This window comes from Geodermatophilus sabuli (genome assembly GCF_010686765.1).
Taxonomy (GTDB): Bacteria; Actinomycetota; Actinomycetes; order Mycobacteriales; family Geodermatophilaceae; genus Geodermatophilus; species Geodermatophilus sabuli_A.
In genome coordinates, this window is sequence record NZ_JAAGWF010000008.1 from 86,251 (window position 1) to 103,358 (window position 17,108).

17 protein-coding genes are annotated in these 17,108 nt (G+C 72.9%); 15 read left to right on the forward strand and 2 right to left on the reverse strand.

The genetic code is table 11. From position 1 onward, the window contains the following. The first annotated feature begins 162 nt into the window (after nt 1–162). Nucleotides 163–975 carry a DUF3027 domain-containing protein gene (locus GCU56_RS07250; RefSeq protein ID WP_163480857.1) on the forward strand — a complete coding sequence of 271 codons (813 nt, stop codon included), beginning with the start codon at nt 163–165 and terminating at the stop codon, nt 973–975. Between the two features lie 63 nt (nt 976–1,038). Here the strand turns inward: GCU56_RS07250 and GCU56_RS07255 are convergent, their stop codons facing one another. Further along, a complete protein-coding gene (locus GCU56_RS07255) occupies nt 1,039–1,260 on the reverse strand; it encodes a DUF2530 domain-containing protein (protein WP_163480858.1) in 222 nt (73 codons plus the stop codon). Between the two features lie 152 nt (nt 1,261–1,412). Between GCU56_RS07255 and GCU56_RS07260 the strand changes: the two genes are divergently transcribed. From GCU56_RS07260 to thpR, 5 genes are all read left to right on the forward strand, one after another. Further along, a complete protein-coding gene (locus GCU56_RS07260) occupies nt 1,413–2,942 on the forward strand; it encodes an NCS2 family permease (RefSeq protein WP_163480859.1) in 1,530 nt (509 codons plus the stop codon). Nucleotides 2,943–2,978: 36 nt separating this feature from the next. Beyond that, nucleotides 2,979–3,413: a MarR family transcriptional regulator gene (locus GCU56_RS07265; protein ID WP_163480860.1), complete on the forward strand. Its 435-nt coding sequence runs from the start codon at nt 2,979–2,981 to the stop codon at nt 3,411–3,413. Beyond that, on the forward strand, nt 3,410–4,762 hold the full coding sequence (locus tag GCU56_RS07270; RefSeq protein ID WP_163480861.1) for an MFS transporter: 1,353 nt from the start codon (nt 3,410–3,412) through the stop codon (nt 4,760–4,762). Before GCU56_RS07265 ends, GCU56_RS07270 begins: the two co-directional genes overlap by 4 nt. A gap of 71 nt (nt 4,763–4,833) precedes the next feature. Further along, nucleotides 4,834–5,238: a hypothetical protein gene (locus tag GCU56_RS07275; RefSeq protein ID WP_163480783.1), complete on the forward strand. Its 405-nt coding sequence runs from the start codon at nt 4,834–4,836 to the stop codon at nt 5,236–5,238. A 32-nt stretch (nt 5,239–5,270) separates the two neighbouring features. Further along, nucleotides 5,271–5,813 carry an RNA 2',3'-cyclic phosphodiesterase gene (thpR, locus tag GCU56_RS07280; RefSeq protein ID WP_275585769.1) on the forward strand — a complete coding sequence of 181 codons (543 nt, stop codon included), beginning with the start codon at nt 5,271–5,273 and terminating at the stop codon, nt 5,811–5,813. A gap of 24 nt (nt 5,814–5,837) precedes the next feature. Here thpR and GCU56_RS07285 read toward each other — a convergent pair whose 3' ends face one another. Continuing rightward, nucleotides 5,838–6,800, reverse strand: coding sequence for an aldo/keto reductase (locus GCU56_RS07285; protein ID WP_163480862.1), 963 nt, complete (start codon nt 6,798–6,800; stop codon nt 5,838–5,840). 28 nt (nt 6,801–6,828) lie between these two features. Here GCU56_RS07285 and GCU56_RS07290 point away from each other — a divergent pair, with 28 nt between their 5' ends. From GCU56_RS07290 to GCU56_RS07330, 9 genes are all read left to right on the forward strand, one after another. Then, a complete protein-coding gene (locus GCU56_RS07290) occupies nt 6,829–7,656 on the forward strand; it encodes a thioesterase family protein (protein ID WP_345771701.1) in 828 nt (275 codons plus the stop codon). A 133-nt stretch (nt 7,657–7,789) separates the two neighbouring features. Beyond that, nucleotides 7,790–9,373 carry an ABC transporter substrate-binding protein gene (locus tag GCU56_RS07295; protein WP_163480864.1) on the forward strand — a complete coding sequence of 528 codons (1,584 nt, stop codon included), beginning with the start codon at nt 7,790–7,792 and terminating at the stop codon, nt 9,371–9,373. 27 nt (nt 9,374–9,400) lie between these two features. After that, nucleotides 9,401–10,495, forward strand: coding sequence for an alcohol dehydrogenase catalytic domain-containing protein (locus GCU56_RS07300; protein WP_163480865.1), 1,095 nt, complete (start codon nt 9,401–9,403; stop codon nt 10,493–10,495). Between the two features lie 223 nt (nt 10,496–10,718). Beyond that, entirely contained in the window at nt 10,719–12,305 is a 1,587-nt protein-coding gene (locus tag GCU56_RS07305) for an ABC transporter substrate-binding protein (RefSeq protein ID WP_163480866.1), read from the forward strand. Beyond that, nucleotides 12,302–13,090: a glucose 1-dehydrogenase gene (locus tag GCU56_RS07310; protein ID WP_204331644.1), complete on the forward strand. Its 789-nt coding sequence runs from the start codon at nt 12,302–12,304 to the stop codon at nt 13,088–13,090. The genes GCU56_RS07305 and GCU56_RS07310 overlap by 4 nt, the downstream gene beginning before the upstream one ends. Continuing rightward, nucleotides 13,087–14,142 carry an oligopeptide/dipeptide ABC transporter ATP-binding protein gene (locus GCU56_RS07315; RefSeq protein WP_163480867.1) on the forward strand — a complete coding sequence of 352 codons (1,056 nt, stop codon included), beginning with the start codon at nt 13,087–13,089 and terminating at the stop codon, nt 14,140–14,142. The genes GCU56_RS07310 and GCU56_RS07315 overlap by 4 nt, the downstream gene beginning before the upstream one ends. A gap of 25 nt (nt 14,143–14,167) precedes the next feature. Next, nucleotides 14,168–15,178: an oligopeptide/dipeptide ABC transporter ATP-binding protein gene (locus GCU56_RS07320; protein ID WP_163480868.1), complete on the forward strand. Its 1,011-nt coding sequence runs from the start codon at nt 14,168–14,170 to the stop codon at nt 15,176–15,178. Continuing rightward, complete coding sequence (locus GCU56_RS07325; protein ID WP_163480869.1) at nt 15,175–16,137, forward strand: ABC transporter permease; 963 nt, start codon at nt 15,175–15,177, stop codon at nt 16,135–16,137. The genes GCU56_RS07320 and GCU56_RS07325 overlap by 4 nt, the downstream gene beginning before the upstream one ends. Continuing rightward, complete coding sequence (locus GCU56_RS07330; protein ID WP_163480870.1) at nt 16,134–17,093, forward strand: ABC transporter permease; 960 nt, start codon at nt 16,134–16,136, stop codon at nt 17,091–17,093. Before GCU56_RS07325 ends, GCU56_RS07330 begins: the two co-directional genes overlap by 4 nt. Nucleotides 17,094–17,108 lie beyond the last annotated feature (15 nt).

Consider the following 17,108-nt stretch of genomic DNA (forward strand, 5'->3'; position numbering starts at 1 on the left):
GCACCCCGGCGGGCGCCGGGCGGGCGGGAGCTGGACACCGGCCCATCGTGCCGCACCGTCCTGACCGGGTGCTGGCAACCGCTCCGGGTCCGGGAGGTGCGCCCGCCGGGCACCGTGCCCCCGCGCCGACCGGGCGAGTCCGGCGTCAGGGACAATGACGTCGTGGCCGACTCCTCCGACCCCGCCGCGGCGGGGAGCGACGTGCTGTCCGCTGCTGTCGACCTGGCCCGGGCCGCGGCGGTGGAGACCGCCGGGTCGGCCGACCTGGTCGGCGACCACCTCGGCGTCACCGCCGAGCAGCCCGAGGGGGCCGTGGGCCCCGACGCCACGGCGCTGCTGGGTGAGGTGGTCACGCACTCCTTCGCCAGCCGGCTGCCCGGCTACGTCGGCTGGCACTGGGCGGTCACCCTGGCCCGCGTCGCCGGGGACGAGCAGGTGACCGTCGACGAGGTGGTGCTGCTGCCCGGCGACCAGGCGCTGCTGGCCCCGGCCTGGGTGCCGTGGCACGAGCGACTGCGGCCGGGTGACCTGTCGGTCGGCGACGTGCTGCCCTCGACCGAGGACGACCCGCGGCTGGTCCCGACCTACACCGTGGACGACGACGCCGCCGACGACCCGGAGGCCGCGGCGGTCGCCGCCGAGCTCGGGCTGGGCCGGGAACGGGTGATGTCGCAGCAGGGCCGCGGCGACGCGGTGGCCCGCTGGGGCGCCGGCGACTTCGGCCCGCGCTCGTCCATGGCCCGGCACGCGCCCGGACCGTGCGTGACCTGCGGGTTCTTCCTGCCGTTGGCCGGCTCCCTGCGGCACGCCCTCGGGGCCTGCGGGAACGCCTACTCCCCGGCCGACGGCCACGTCGTCACCGTCGACTACGGCTGCGGTGCGCACAGCCAGGCCACCCTGGTCGCCGACGACGCGACCGAGGTCGTGACGTCGGCGCGCTACGACACCGGCACCTACGACGTGCTGACCGACTGAGGACGGTGGCCCGCTCGCCGGGTCCCGTCGCGAGCGGGCGGCGAGCGGCGAGGAGGTCCCGCGTCAGTCCTTGCGGCCGAGCTGCCCCTGCCAGCGCATGAGGGCCAGGCCGAGGGCGGCGAGGGTGATCGCCGCGACGCACGTCCAGGTCCAGACCCGGTCCACCCTGTCCCCGAGCAGCAGCAGGACGACCAGGGCGACCACCCAGAGCGCCGTCCCGGCCAGCACCACCCGGGCGGTGTCCACCCGCAGCGGGGGAGGGGCCTGCTTCGTCGGACCGGGCACGTACCGAGCCTAGGTCCTCGGGGTCCCGAGCCCTCCATCCAGCCGCAACACCCGTGTGGCACTCTGTCGCCGCTCGTTGCCGTCCGCACCGGTCGGCCGGCGCGCGCTCCCCCGCCGCCCGCCCGCACCGGCCATCCGCCCGGGGAGACGCCATGCCCGAGAAGTCCCGCCCGTCCACCGGCAGCAGCCCCGTCGGCGGGGCCGGCGACACGCCGGCCGACGTCGCGGCGGCGGTCACGGGTCCCCGCCGCAGTGACGGCCCGCGGGTCCGACCCAAGAACGGCCTGGACCGGTACTTCGACATCAGCGGCCGCCGCTCGACGGTCGGTCGCGAGCTGCGCGGTGGCCTGACCACCTTCTTCACGATGGCCTACATCGTGGTGCTCAACCCGATCATCCTGTCGGGCGCCGACATCACCGGCGCGACGCTGCCCTTCGCCTCCGTCGCCGCCGTCACCGCGCTGATCGCCGGCGTCATGACCATCCTCATGGGCGTCGTCGGGCGGTACCCCTTCGCGCTGGCCACGGGCCTGGGCATCAACGCGATCGTCGCGGTCTACGCCGCCACCCAGCTGTCCTGGCCCGAGGTCATGGGGCTGGTCGTCCTCGAGGGCCTGCTGATCACCGTGCTGGTGCTCACCGGCTTCCGGAGGGCCGTCTTCGAGGCGATCCCGCCGCAGCTCAAGACGGCGATCGCCGTGGGCATCGGCTTCTTCCTCACCATCATCGGCCTGGCCGACGCCGGCTTCATCCGTCCGGGCAACCCGCTGATCAGCTTCGGCGTCGAGGGTCAGCTGGCCGGCTGGCCGCTGCTGGTCTTCGTCATCGGGCTGCTGCTGACCAGCGTGCTCGTCGTCCGCCGGGTCAAGGGTGCGCTCCTCATCGGCATCGTCGTCACGACGGTGATCGCGATCATCGTCGAGGCGATCGCCGAGATCGGGCCCCGGTTCGGCGCCGACGGCGCCGAGAACCCGCGCGGGTGGGCGCTGCAGGTGCCGACGCTCCCCGAGGACGTCGTCAGCGCCCCGGACCTCTCGCTGATCGGGAACTTCTCGCTCGTCGGCGGCTTCGAGCGGATCGGCGTCATCGCCGCCGTGCTCATCGTCTTCTCGATCATGATCGCGGACTTCTTCGACACCGTCGGGACGGTGACCGCCGTCGGTGCCGAGGGCGGCCTCCTGGACCAGGACCGCAACCTGCCGAAGTCGCAGCCGGTGCTGCTGATCGACTCGCTGGCCGCCGCGGCCGGCGGCGCGGGCAGCGTGTCCTCCAACACGACCTACATCGAGAGCGCGTCGGGTGTGGCCGACGGTGCCCGCACCGGGCTGGCCAGCGTGGTGACCGGGGTGCTCTTCCTGGTGGCGACCCTGTTCAGCCCGCTCGTGCAGGTCGTGCCCTCCGAGGCGGCGGCGCCCGTGCTGGTCATCGTCGGCGCGCTGCTGATCAGCCAGATCAAGGACCTCGTCTGGGACGACATGTCCCTGGTCATCCCCGCCTTCCTCACGATCGCGCTGATGCCGTTCACGTACTCGATCACCAACGGCATCGGCGCCGGTGTCGTCAGCTACGTGCTCCTGCGCACGGCGGTCGGCCGGCGGCGCGACGTGCACCCGCTCATGTGGGTCATCGCGGTGTTGTTCGTCGTGTACTTCGCGCTGGAGCCCCTGCAGCAGCTCTTCTGAGGGCGACCGGCACACTTGTCAGCTAGGCTAACGATCGTGAGCCGGACGACGCTGGACACCGCGGCGCTGGCCCACGACCTGCGGCTGGCGGTCATGCGGTTCTCCCGGCGGCTGCGCAACCAGCGGGTCGACCAGTCGGTGACCCTCACCCACCTGGCCGCGCTGTCCACGCTCAAGCGGCACGGGTCGATGAGCCCGGGGGAGCTGGCCTCGCACGAGCGGGTGCAGCCGCCGTCGATGACCCGCGTGGTCGTCGCGCTGGAGGGCATGGGGCTGGTCACCCGGAGCCCGCACCCCACCGACGGGCGGCAGGTGGTCATCGACCTGACCGGGGCCGCTGAGGACCTGCTGAACGCCGAGGCCCGCGCCCGCGAGGCGTGGCTCTCCGGCCGGTTGCAGGAGCTCACCGCGGAGGAACGGGCCGTGCTCCGCGAGGCGGCGGCCATCATGGACAAGCTGGCGAGTGGGTGACCGGTAGCGCCGGCTCCTTCCGGGCGTTGCGGGTGCGCAACTACCGCATCTACGCCTCGGCCAACCTGGTCAGTCTCACCGGCACCTGGATGCAGCGGATCGGCCAGGACTGGCTGGTGCTGCAGATCTCCGGTGACAGCGGCGTGGCCCTCGGGGCGGTCACCGCGCTGCAGTTCGGGCCCACGCTGGTCTTCAGCATGTACGGCGGGGTGCTCGCCGACCGCTACGCCAAGCGCCGGATGCTGGTCGTGACCCAGACCCTGCTCGGTCTGCTGGCGCTGGTCCTGGGCGTGCTCGTCGCCCTGGACGGCATCGCGCTGTGGCACGTGTTCGTGCTCGCGGGCCTGCTCGGCGCGGTGTCCGCGATCGACGCGCCGGTGCGGCAGGCCTTCGTCTCCGAGATGGTCGGTCCGGAGTTGCTGACCAACGCGGTCAGCCTGAACTCCACCGTCTTCAACGGGGCCCGGCTGGTCGGTCCCTCGATGGCCGGACTCCTGATCGGGGCGGCGTCCGGCGACACCGCACCCGCGTTCTTCGTCAACGCCGCCAGCTTCGCGTTCACCATCGGCGCCCTGCTGAGCATGCGGCCGGGGGAGTTGCGCCCGAGCCCACCGGTCGCGCGGGCCAAGGGACAACTGCGGGAGGGGCTGGCCTACACCTGGGCCCATCCGGACCTCGTGCTGGCGATGGCGCTGGCCTTCGTGCTGGGCAGCTTCGCCTTCAACTACCAGGTCACCATCGCGCTGATGGCCCGCGAGACGTTCGACCTCGGCGCGGAGGCGTTCGGGCTGCTCTCCACCTGCTTCGCGGTGGGCTCGCTGTCCGGTGCGCTGCTGTCCACCCGGCGCAGCGCGCGGCCGCGGCAGCGGTTCCTGGTGCTGGCGGCGATCGCCTTCGGGCTGCTCACCATCGCCTGCGGGCTCATGCCGGGCTACGTCTCCTTCGCGGTGCTCCTGGTGCCCGCCGGAGCGGCCGGCCTGGTGTTCAGCGTGGCCAACAACAGCTTCGTCCAACTGGGTGTCGAGCCGCAGATGCGCGGCCGGGTCATGGCGCTGTACTTCATGTGCTTCATGGGCGGCACCCCGGTCGGTGCGCCGGTCATCGGCTGGGTGGCCGAGCACCTGGGCGCGCCCTGGGGACTGATCCTGGGTGGGGCGGTCGCCGTGCTGGCCGGCTGCGGTGCGGCGGCCTGGCTGGCCCGCGGCCGCCGGGTCCGTCTGGAGGCGCACGTGGCGCCGCCCTCGCTGCACCTGCACGTCGGCGCGCGGGCGGTGCCGTCGGTCCCGATCCGGACGGCGGAGGTCGCCACGGCCGGACCCGCGCCGGACCAGCAGGTCACCCGCCGCTGACGGGGGTCCACCCGGCCGCCGATCGACGTACCGTTGCGAGGGACTCCCGTCCAGTGCTCCGCGGAGGCGACATGGCCGTCCCACTGCTGCAGTACCTGGCCATCACGGTGGGCTTCATCGGGGCGGTGGCCCTGCTGGGGCTGCTCGCCCGGTGGTTCTGCGGGTCGTTCCGCGTGCAGCTGCCGCGTCGTCGTCGCGACCCGGAGCCGGTCGCGCCCGCACCTCGCCGTCCGCTCGAGGCCGTCGCGGCCGACCTCCGCCGCCTCGCCCGGCAGTTGGCGCACGTACCCGCCGGCGCACCCATGGCCCGCCGCCGCGGACTGCAGGCCGCCTACGACGACGTGCTGGTCGAGGCGGCGCTGCTGCTGGAGGTGCCGCACACCCTGCCCGGGACGCCGGAGGGCATGGCCCGCGAGGTCGAGCGGCTGCGGGTCCAGACCGCGCTGGCCGACGCGGGCCTGACGGTGCACGGCTGAGCGCGCCGCCCACCGGCCCGCGGAGACGGCGGCTGTTCTTCGCGGTGACCCCACCACCGGGCGCCCGGGCCGACCTGGACCGGGCACTGGCCCCGCTGCGCGTGGCTCCGGGTGCGCCCGGGTGGACCCCGCCGGAGCGCTGGCACCTCACCCTGCTGTTCCTCGGTGGGGTCCCGGCCGGGGACGTGCCCGCCCTCGTCGCGGGCGCCGGGCCGGCGGTGGCGGCCACCCCGCCGTTGTCGCTGCGGCTGGCCGGCGGCGGGCGGTTCGGCTCCCGGCGCCGCCCGCAGGTGTGCTGGGCCGGGGTGACCGGCGACGCGGACGTGCTCGGCGGCCTGGCCGGCCGGCTGGCCGGCGTCGCCCGCGAGCTCCGCCTGCCCGTCGAGGACCGGCCCTTCCGCGCGCACCTCACGCTGGGTCGCTGGCGGCCCGGCCGGCCCGCCGACGGCGCCCTGCCCGACCGGCTGGTCGGCTATCGCGGGCCGAGCTGGCCGGTGACCGAGGTGGAACTGCTGGAGAGCCACCTCGGCACCCCCGTCCGCTACGAACGGGTGGCGGCCTGGCCCGTCGGCTGACGGCCCCGTGAGGGAGCGGCTCGGCTACCAGGCGTACTCCATCGGCGCCTCTCGATAGCCGGGCCAGATCTCGTCCAGCCGGGCCAGCTGGTCGTCGTCCAGGCTGACGGCCAGGGCGCCGAGGGCTCCCTCCAGCTGCTCCATCGTGCGCGGGCCGACGATCGGTGCGGTCACCACCGGCTGGTGCAGCAGCCAGGCGACGCCGACGTCTGCGGGCGGGAGTCCCCACTCCCGGCAGGCGTCCTCGTAGGCCTGCAGGGCCGGGCGGTGCCGCTCCACCCGCTCCCCGGCGGCCCGCCGCCGCTCGCCCGAGCCCTCACCGAGGACGCCGGCCAGCAGTCCGCCGGCCAGCGGGCTCCACGGCACGATGCCGACGCCGTAGTGCCGGGCCGCCGGGAGCACCTCCAGCTCCACGTGCCGGGTGAGCAGGTTGTAGTGGGACTGCTCGCTGACCAGGCCGAGGAAGTGCCGGCGGGCGGCCGCCTCGTTGGCGGCGGCGAGCTGCCAGGCGGCGTGGTTGGACGACCCGACGTAGAGCACCTTGCCCTGGGCGACCAGCGTCTCGCAGGCCTGCCAGATCTCGTCCCACGGCGTGGCCGGGTCGACGTGGTGGAACTGGTAGAGGTCGATCCAGTCGGTCTGCAGCCGGCACAGCGAGGCCTCGCAGGAGCGGACCAGGTTGCGCGCGGACAGGAAGGTGTCGTTGGGCCACTCGGTCATGGAGCCGTACACCTTGGTGGCCAGCACGGTCTTCTCCCGGCGCTGCCCACCCTGGGCGAACCAGGTGCCGAGCACCTCCTCGGTCCGCCCCTTGCCGGCGTCGAAGCCGTAGGTGTTGGCGGTGTCGACGAAGTTGACCCCTTCGGCCTGCGCGCGGTCCAGGATCGCGTGGGCGTCGTCCTCCGGCGTCTTCCAGCCGAAGTTCATCGTGCCCAGGCAGAGGCGCGAGACCGAGAGGCCGCTGCGCCCCAGGTGCGTGTACTCCATGGACAGCCACCCTGGCAGTCTCGGGTCCGTGCCGCAGATCGATCCCCGAGCGTCCGTGTTCGACGCCGCGACGGCGGTCCGCCCGGCGGCCGACGGCGGACTGACCGCCGACCTGGACCCGGGCTGGGACGTCGGCCCGGGCATCCTCAACGGCGGGTACCTGCTCGCGGTCACCGCCCGCGCGGCCCTGGCCGGCAGCCCGCACCCCCATCCGGTCGCGGTCTCGGCGAGCTTCCTGCGGGCCACCGCACCCGGTCCGGTCACGCTGACCGTGCTGCCGGGGACGGCCGGGCGCACGGTGGCGCACTCCTCCGTCGTCCTCGCCGGGGCGGCCGGTCCGACGCTGACCGCGCAGGTCACGACCGCGGCGCTGACCGACGAGCGGCCGCTGTACTCCGCGTGCCCACCCCCCGCGGCCACGCCGGTGGAGCACTGCCTCCCCGCGACCGACGACGGGACGCACGCGCACCCGATGCCCGAGGTGGGCCTGCGCACCCGGGTGCACACGCGGCTGGATCCCGAGACCGCCGGCTGGGTGCGGGGGGAGCCGTCGAGCGACCCGGTGGTGCGGGCGTGGGTGCGGCTCGCCGACGGCCGCGAGCCCGACCCGCTGGCGTTGCTGCTCTTCGCCGACGTCCTGCCGCCGACCGGCTGGGCCACCGGCCGGTTCGGCTGGGCGCCGACGGTGCAGCTGCAGGCGCTGGTCCGGGCGGTCCCGGCGCCGGGCTGGTGCCTCGTGGAGGCCCGGGCCGGCGAGGTCGCCGGAGGGTGGCTGGACGAGGACTACCGCATCTGGGACGCCACCGGGCGCCTGGTCGCCCAGAGCCGTCAGCTGGCCCGCACCCCCCGCGCCTGACCGGCGCACCGGTGCGGCGCCGGTGCGGTTCCGCGTCGTGGGAGTCGCGTTCCCCCGCCGTGTGGTGTGTGCCACGTTCGCGGGACCACGTCGTCTGCGCGGCCGTCTGCGGCCGCCGGCAAGGAGTCAGCTGATGTCGAGGAAGACCCTGCCCCGCGCGGCGGCCGCCACCTGTGCGGCCGCGCTCGTCCTCTCCGGGTGTGGAGGGGGTGGTGGGGACACCGCCGGGAGCGGGACGGCGGCCGGCTGCGACCCGCGCCAGGGCGGCACGCTCACGGTGCAGCAGCCCTTCGAGCTCGCGACGACCGCGAACTTCTTCGAGAGCATCGACCCGTCGCTCATGCAGATCATGTCGGGCACCGTCTACAGCAAGCTGCTCGAGGTGGACCCCGAGGCCGAGGGATTCGCGCTGAAGGGTGACCTGGCCACCGAGTGGGAGGTCTCCGAGGACGGCCTGACCTACACCTTCCAGCTGCGCGACGACGTCGTCTGGCAGGACATCGCGCCGGTCAACGGGCGGGCGTTCACCGCCGACGACGTCGTGGCCACGTTCATGGGGCTCAAGGCCAGCAACGCGGCGCACAAGTGGATGGTCGAGCCGGTGGAGAACGTGACCGCCGAGGGCGACACCACCGTGGTCTTCACGCTGTCGCGGCCCTACGCGCCCTTCCTCGAGTACCTGGCCCACCACTTCAACGTCGTCCTGCCCCGCGAGGGCGTCGAGGGCACGTACGACATGGCCGAGACCTACATCGGCACCGGGCCGTACACGGTCGCCGAGCACGACCCCGACGTGGAGTGGGTCCTCGAGCGCAACCCGGACTACTTCGGGGACGCCTACGTCGACGAGATCCGGCTGCCGATCATCAGCGACACCGCGGCGGTCCAGGCGGCCCTGCGCAGCGGCCGGCTCGACATCGGCACCGTGCCCTTCGACATCGCCGAGAGCTCCTTCGCCGACAACGCCGACTTCCAGGTCGTCGAGCAGCCGTCCAACCAGGTCAGCTTCTACATCAACACGACCAAGGCGCCGTTCGACGACGTCCGGGTGCGCCGGGCCATCATGATGGCCATCGACTGGCAGGGCATGGGCGAGAGCGTGCGGGGCCGGTACAACCCGACGTCCCTGGTGCGCCCCGACATCTCCGCGGCCGCCCTGACCGAGGACGAGCTCGCCGAGGTGCGTCCCTTCGACCAGGAGCAGGCCCGCGAGCTGCTCGACGAGGCCGGCGTCCCGGAGGGCTTCACGCTCGAGCTGCTGGTCCAGCAGCTCAGCGAGGCCGACGTCCGCGAGGCGGAGTGGATGGCCGCCGACCTCGCCGACGTCGGCATCACCGCGGAGATCGCCGTCGTCGACCCGGCCACCGGCATCACCCGCCGGCGGGCCCACGAGTTCGACATCACCAAGGCGGTGCGGTCGGTCATCTTCCCGGACCAGACGATCCAGGACTTCCACTCGCAGTCGATCGACAACTACGCCGCCATCAACGACCCGCAGGTCGACCAGATGATCGCCGAGAGCCGGACCATCCTCGACGAGGACGAGCGCAACGCCGCCTACCGCGAGTTCCAGGAGTACATGGAGACCGAGGTGGCGGGGGCCGTGCTGCCGGTGCAGTACTACCAGTTCTGGGTGGCCGGCAGCCGGGTGCAGAACTACCAGCAGTCGCCGATCTACCAGGGCAGCCTCTACGCGGACATGTGGGTCTGCGAGTGACCGCGCCGGCGACGGAGGGGTCACGCCGTGGCTGACACGGTGCGGGCCGCGGTCCAGCTCGGCCCGCGGCGGATCGAGGTCCAGGAGTTCCCGAGGCCGGTGATCGGACCGGACGAGGGTCTGGTGCGGATCGAGGCCAACGGCGTGTGCGGCAGCGACGTCGAGCAGTACAAGGGCGCGCTCGGCAACCGCGAGTACCCGACGATCCCCGGGCACGAGCCGATCGGCGTGGTCGAGGAGATCGGCGAGCGGGCCGCCGAGCGGCTGGGCGTGCAGGTCGGCGACCGGGTCGTCGTGGAGATCATCGCCGCCTGCCGGTCCTGCCGGCGCTGCCTGTCGGGCAAGGCCCAGTCCTGCCAGAACCGCTACGGCACGCACGGGGTCTCCCCGGTCAGCCACGCGCCCAGCCTGTGGGGTGGGCTGGCCGAGTACCTGTACCTGTCGCCGGGCTCGATGGTGCACCGGATGCGCAACGACGTGCCGATCGATCTCGCGGCCACCTTCAACCCCCTGGCCGCCGGCATCCGCTGGTGCTACCGGCTGGGCGGGACGCAGCTCGGCGACACCGTGCTCGTGCTCGGTGCCGGCCAGCGCGGCCTGGCCTCGGTCATCGCGGCGAAGGCGGTCGGCGCGGAGACGGTGATCGTCACGGGCCTGGCCGCGGACGCGCACAAGCTGGCCCTCGCCCGGGAGCTCGGCGCCGACCACACGATCGTGGTCGACGAGGAGGACACCGTCGCCCGGGTCACCGAGATCACCGACGGCGAGATGGCCGACGTCGTCCTCGAGCTGACCCCGATGGCCGCCGGGCCGGTGACCGACGCGCTCAGGAGCGTGCGGCACGGGGGCCGGGTGGTGCTCGCCGGGCTCAAGGGCGGGCGTGAGATCCCGTTCGTGAGCGACCTGGTCATCCAGCGGGCGGCCACCGTCGTCGGCGCCTACGGGGTCGACTCGCAGGGCTACGAGGACGCCATCCGGATCATCGAGTCCGGCCGCCACCCGCTGGAGAGGCTGCACACCCACGCGTTCGGACTCGACGACGCGGCGCTCGCCCTCGAGACGCTGGCCGGCGAGGTCCCGGGGGAGCGGGCCGTCGCGGTGTCGGTCCAGCCGTGGCTCTGACGCCGTCCCGAGGGCGGCGTCCGAGCCGTCCCTGAACCGGCCGTCGCCCGCCGCCGCGACGGGCGACGGCGGGTTGTTCCGTGCCGCGGGAAAGGGGCTTGGCCCCGCCCGGGGCTGCCGTAGGAATGAGTTCCTCCGGCTGTGCCGTGGCTCACCCCACCCGGAGCCGCCGGGTCGGAGGGGCGGCCCGACGAGCGAGAACCCACGACGAGGAAGCGAGCCCATGTCGAAGAGGACGTTGCCGCGGCTGACCACCCTGGCGTGCGCCGCACTGCTGGTGGCCGGGTGCGGGAGTGGCAGTGACTCGGGGGACGACGCGGCGGCGGCCGGGGGCGCCGGCTGCGAGGCCCAGCAGGGCGGCACGCTGACGGTGCAGCAGCCGTTCGAGCCGGGCCGCGGGCTCAACTTCCTGGTGACCGACGACCCCTCGCTCATGCAGATCATGTCCGGGACCGTCTACAGCAAGCTGCTGGAGGTCGACCCGGAGTCCGAGGAGTACGCGCTCACCGGCGACCTGGCCACCGAGTGGGAGGTCTCCGAGGACGGCCTGACCTACACCTTCCAGCTCCGGGACGACGTCGTCTGGCAGGACATCGCCCCCGTCAGCGGCCGCCCCTTCACCGCCGACGACGTGGTCGCCACCTTCGAGGGCCTCAAGGCCAGCCAGTCGCCGCACAAGTGGATGGCCGAGCCGATCGCCAGCGTGACCGCCGAGGGTGACTCCACCGTCGTCTTCCAGCTCAGCCAGCCCTACGCGCCGTTCCTGGACTACATGGCGCACCACTTCAACGTCATCCTGCCGCGCGAGGGCGTGGAGGGTCAGTTCGACATGGGGACGACGGCGATCGGCACCGGGCCCTACATGGTCGCCGAGCACACCCCGGACGTGGAGTGGGTGCTCGAGCGCAACCCCGACTACTTCGGCGAGGCCTTCCTCGACGAGATCCGGCTGCCCGTCATCAGCGACACCGCGGCGGTCACCGCGGCGCTGCGCAGCGGCCGGCTGGACATCGCCACGGTCCCCTTCGACGTCGCCGAGAACACCTTCGCCGACACCCCCGACTTCCAGCTCATCGAGCAGCCCTCGAACCTGGTCAGCTTCGACATCAACACGACGGCCGAGCCGTTCACCGACGTCCGCGTGCGGCGCGCCATCGCGATGGCCATCGACTGGGAGGGCATGGGCGAGAGCATCCGCGGCCGGTACAACGCGACCTCGCTGCTGCGGCCCGACATCTCGCCGGCGGCGCTGACCGAGGAGGAGCTCGCGGAGGTGCGTCCGTACGACCCGGAGCAGGCCCGCGAGCTGCTCGCCGAGGCCGGCTACCCGGACGGGTTCTCCACCACCCTGCTGGTGCAGCAGCTCAGCGAGTCCGACGTGCGGGAGGGCGAGTGGATCGTCGCCGACCTGGCCGAGGTCGGCATCGAGGTGGAGATCCAGATCCAGGACCCCGCGACGGCGGTCGGCCGGCGGCGCGAGCAGCAGTACGACCTGAGCAAGGCCGCGCGGTCGGTGATCTTCCCCGACCAGACGATCCAGGACTACCGGACCGGCTCGCGGGAGAACTACGCCGCGATCAGCGACCCCGAGGTCGACCGGATGATCGCCGAGTCGCGGGCCGAGCTCGACGAGGAGGCACGCAACGAGATGTACCGAGAGTTCCAGCGCTACATGGAGACCGAGGTCGCCGCGTCGTTCCTGCCGGTGCAGTACTACCAGTTCTGGGTGGCGAGCAGCCGGGTGGCGAACTACCAGCAGTCGCCGATCTACCAGGGCAGCCTCTACGCCGACATGTGGGTCTGCGAGTGACCGCGCCGGGCCTGCGACTGGCTGGGAAGGTCGCCGTCATCACCGGCGCCGGGTCGGGCATCGGCCGGGAGGCGTCGGTGCGGTTCGCCCGTGCGGGTGCCTCGGTGATCGTCGCCGACCGCGCCGAGGACCTCGGCAAGGCGACCGAGGAGCAGGTGACGGGCGAGGGCGGTGCCGCCCTCTTCGTGCCCTGCGACGTGACCGACCCCGATTCGGTGGCCGCCACGGTGGCCACCGGCGTCGAGCGGTTCGGGCAGCTCGACGTCGTCTACAACAACGCCGGGGGCTCGACCGCCAACGACGGCGCCGTGCACGAGGTGCCCATCGACGAGTGGTGGCGGGCGCTCAACGTCGACCTGTACGGCACCTTCCTGGTGTCCCGGTTCGCCATCCCGCACCTGCTCGACCGCGGCGGCAGCGTCATCAACACCTCGTCGGCGGCCGGCCTGATGGGCGTGGACCCGGGTCGCTCGGCCTACTCGGCCGCCAAGGGCGGGGTCATCGCCCTCACCCGCGCGATGGCCGCCTCCTACGCCAAGCACGGCATCCGGGTGAACGCGATCGCCCCCGGCGGGACGGCGACCGACCGGATCAAGGACGCGTTCGCCCGGACCGGCCGCGAGCTGCCCACCGGCGGGCCGGGCATCCCCGTGATCGGGCAGCCGTCCGACATCGCCAACGCCGCGTTGTTCCTGGCCTCCGACGAGGCCCGCATGGTCACCGGCCAGGTGCTGGCCGTCGACGGCGGGTCGACGACGACCCGCTCGATGGGGTCGGCGCGGTGACCGGGACCGTTCCCCTGCTCGAGGTGACCAACCTCCGCGTCCGCTTCCCCACCCGGCAGGGGCCGGTGGAGGCGGTGAGCGACGTGTCCTTCGACGTCCACCCCGGCGAGACCGTGGCGGTCGTGGGGGAGTCGGGGTCGGGGAAGAGCGTGACCGCGCTGGCGGTGATGGGCCTGCTGGACTCCGGCCGGGTCGAGGGCGGCTCGATCCGCTACCGCGACGAGGACCTCGCCTCGGTGGGGACCAAGCGGATGCGGGAGATCCGGGGCGAGGAGATCGCCATGGTCTTCCAGAACCCGATGACGGCCCTGGACCCGCTCTACACCGTCGGCAACCAGATCGTCGAGGCGATCCGGCTGCACCGGGAGACCGGCCGCAAGGAGGCGCAGCAACGGGCGGTGGACCTGCTGCGGGAGGTCGGCCTGCCCGACCCGGAGCGGCGGGCCCGCTCCTACCCGCACGAGCTCTCCGGCGGGCAGCAGCAGCGGGTGATGATCGCGATCGCGCTGGCCTGCAACCCCTCGCTGCTCATCGCGGACGAGCCCACCACCGCCCTCGACGTCACGGTCGAGGCCCAGATCCTGCGGCTGATGCGCACGCTGCAGCGTGACCACGGCACCGCGATGCTCTTCATCACCCACGACATGGGCGTGGTGGCGGAGATGGCCGACCGGGTGGTGGTCATGTACGCGGGCAAGGTGGTCGAGCAGGGCCGGGTCGAGGACGTGCTGAACGACCCGCAGAACCCCTACACACGGGCACTGCTCGCCTCCATCCCCAGCCCGACGATCAGCCGCGACGCGCTCATGCCGGCGATCCGCGGTGCGGTGCCGAGCCTGCTCGAGACGCCGTCGGGCTGCCGCTTCCACCCGCGGTGCCCCGAGGCCTTCGACCGGTGCCCGACCGAGGAGCCACCCCTGTTCGACATCGCAGCCGGCCGGGACAGCCGCTGCTGGCTGCACGACCGGACGCCTGCCGGGGCCGTCCGGGGCAGGGCCGCCGGCCCCTCCGGTGAGGGCGCGAGCGCACTGGGGGTCGGACGTGCAGGCTGACCCGGCGGTCCGAGACCCCGACCGCGTGGCGGACGCTGGGACGCCGCTGCTCGAGGCGCGGGACCTGGTGAAGCACTACCAGATCCGCAAGGGCGTGCTCGGCCGACCGGTGGGCACGGTGCACGCCGTCGACGGCATCTCCTTCGCCATCCCGCGGGGGAAGACCGTGGGCCTGGTCGGGGAGTCCGGCTCGGGGAAGTCGACCGCGGCCCGGCTGGTCTCCCGGCTGATCGAGCCGACGTCGGGCGAGGTCCGCTTCGACGGCCAGGACGTGCTGGCCATGCGCGGCAAGGAGGTCAAGGCGCTGCGCCGCCGCATGCAGATGGTGTTCCAGGACCCGTTCGGGTCGCTGAACCCGCGGCTCACCGTGGGCGACATCGTCGGGGAGCCGCTGGAGGTGCACCGCGTCGCCTCGGGGCGGGCGCGGACCGATCGGGTGGTGGAGGTGCTGGAGACCGTCGGCCTGTCCGGCCGGGACCTGCACAAGTTCCCGCACCAGTTCTCCGGCGGTCAGGCGCAGCGGATCGGCATCGCGCGGGCACTGGCGACCAACCCCGACCTGATCATCTGCGACGAGGCCGTGTCGGCCCTCGACGTGTCCGTGCAGGCGCAGGTGCTCAACCTGCTCAAGCGCCTGCAGCGCGAGCTGGGCCTGTCCTACCTGTTCATCGCGCACGACCTCAACGTGGTGCGGTACATGGCCGACGAGCTGTGCGTCATGTACATGGGCGAGATCGTCGAGCGCGGCGACGGTGACGCGGTCTTCGCCGATCCCCAGCACCCGTACACCCAGATGCTGCTCGCGGCGATCCCCGGCCACGACCCGGTCACCGCCCGCGCCCAGGAACGCGGCGTGGCCACCGGCGAGGTGCCCAGCGCCAGCGCCCCGCCCAGCGGTTGCCGCTTCCACACCCGGTGCCCGGCCGTCTTCGACCGGTGCCCCACCGAGCACCCGCCGCTCTACGACGCGGGCCAGCCCGGCCGGGTGGCGGCGTGTCACCTCCTCGACGAACCCCGGCAGGTGCAGCGCGCATGATCCGCTACGTCCTCGGCCGCCTCGTCTACGGCCTGGTGGTCCTCGCCCTCGTCACCGTCTTCGTGTTCGTCGCGATCACCTTCATCCCCAGTGACGCCGTCGACGTCATGCTCGCCGACACCGGCGCCACCGAGGAGCAGGCCGCGGCCATGCGGTCGGAGCTCGGTCTGGACCGCCCGGTATGGGAGCAGCTCGGCAGCTTCCTCGGCAACGCCGTGCAGGGGGACTTCGGCCGCTCGTTCTACACCGACGAGCCGGTCGTCGACCTGTTCCTCGACCGGATACCGATCACCTTGCAGCTGGGTGGCCTGGCGCTGGTCATCGGCACCGTCCTCGGGCTGGTGCTGGGCATCATCGCCGCCGTCCGGCGGGGGACGGCGACCGACGGCGCCGTCCGGGTCACCGCGGTGACGTTCCTGTCGGTACCGAACTTCGTCCTCGGACTGCTCATCCTCACCGCGCTCGGGCTCTGGTTCGCCTGGTCCCCGCCGTTCGTCTACCGGGGGCCGACCGAGGACTTCGTGTCCTGGGCGCAGCACATGGCGATCCCCGCGATCGCCCTGGGGACGGCGTCCATGGCCGGCATCACCCGGATGACCCGGTCCTCGCTGCTGGAGAACCTCGGCTCCCAGTACATCCGGACCGTCCGCGCCAAGGGCGCCGGCGAACGGCTGGTGCTGTTCAAGCACGCGATGCGCAACTCGGTGATCGCCGTGCTGACCCTGATCGGGGTGGACCTGGCCACCGTCCTCGGCGGGACCGTGATCCTCGAGCAGATGTTCTCGCTGCCGGGCACCGGCCAGCTCGTCTACCAGGCCGTGCTCGACCGCGACTACCCGGTCGTGATCGCCTGCACGATCTTCTACGCGGGCCTGTTCATCGTCACGATGATCATCATCGACCTGCTGTACGCCTTCATCGATCCCCGGATCCGAGCGGCCAGGGAGGCCGGCAGATGAGCAGCGACGTGGCGGGCAGCCCGCTCGCACCGGTCGTCCCGGACCAGCCGCGGTCCGGCGACCGCACCCCGCCGACCCCGAGCAGCTCGGAGGCGCCTCCGCGCCGGCGCGGGGCGGCCGCCGCCTGGGCCGGCCTCAAGCGGTTCATCCGCACCGAGAAGCTCGGCGCGGTCAGCCTGGCGCTCATCACGGTCTTCGTGGTCATGGCGGTGTTCGCGCCGCTGCTGGCGCCCTACGACCCGCTGCAGCAGTTCCGGCGCAACCTGACCGAGGCGCCCTCGGGCACCTTCTGGCTGGGCACCGACGACCTCGGCCGCGACGTGCTGAGCCGGCTCATCTACGGCGCACGGTCGTCGATGATCGTCAGCGTCGTCACCACGGTCGTCAGCCTCGTGCTCGGCACCCTCATCGGCGTCACGTCGGGTTTCCTCGGCAAGCGCAAGGACATGGTCATCCAGCGGCTCATGGACGCCATCCAGTCCGTGCCGCCGCTGGTGCTGCTGCTCTTCCTCGCGGTGGTGCTCACCCCGTCGATGTCCAGCACGATCATCGCCCTCACGATCGTGATCACCCCGTCGTTCAACCGGGTGGCCCGCGCCGAGACGATGCGGATCCGCGAGGAGACCTACATCGAGGCCGCCCGTGCCACCGGCTCCTCCTCGCTGCGGACCATGGTCAAGCACGTGCTGCCCAACATGGCCGCACCGATGATGACGATGGCCTCGCTGCTGTTCGCCGGCGTGATCATCGCGGAGTCGGCGCTGAGCTTCCTGGGCATCGGGACGCCGCCGCCGACCCCCTCGTGGGGCGGCATGCTCTCCAGCGGCGCCCGCTACGTGGAGCTCGCGCCGTGGATGATCATCGCGCCGGGGCTCATCCTGTCCGTCGCGGTCTTCGCCTTCAACCTGCTCGGGGACGCGCTGCGCGACTTCTTCGACCCGCGGCTGCAGCGCTGACGTCGCCCCGCCCGG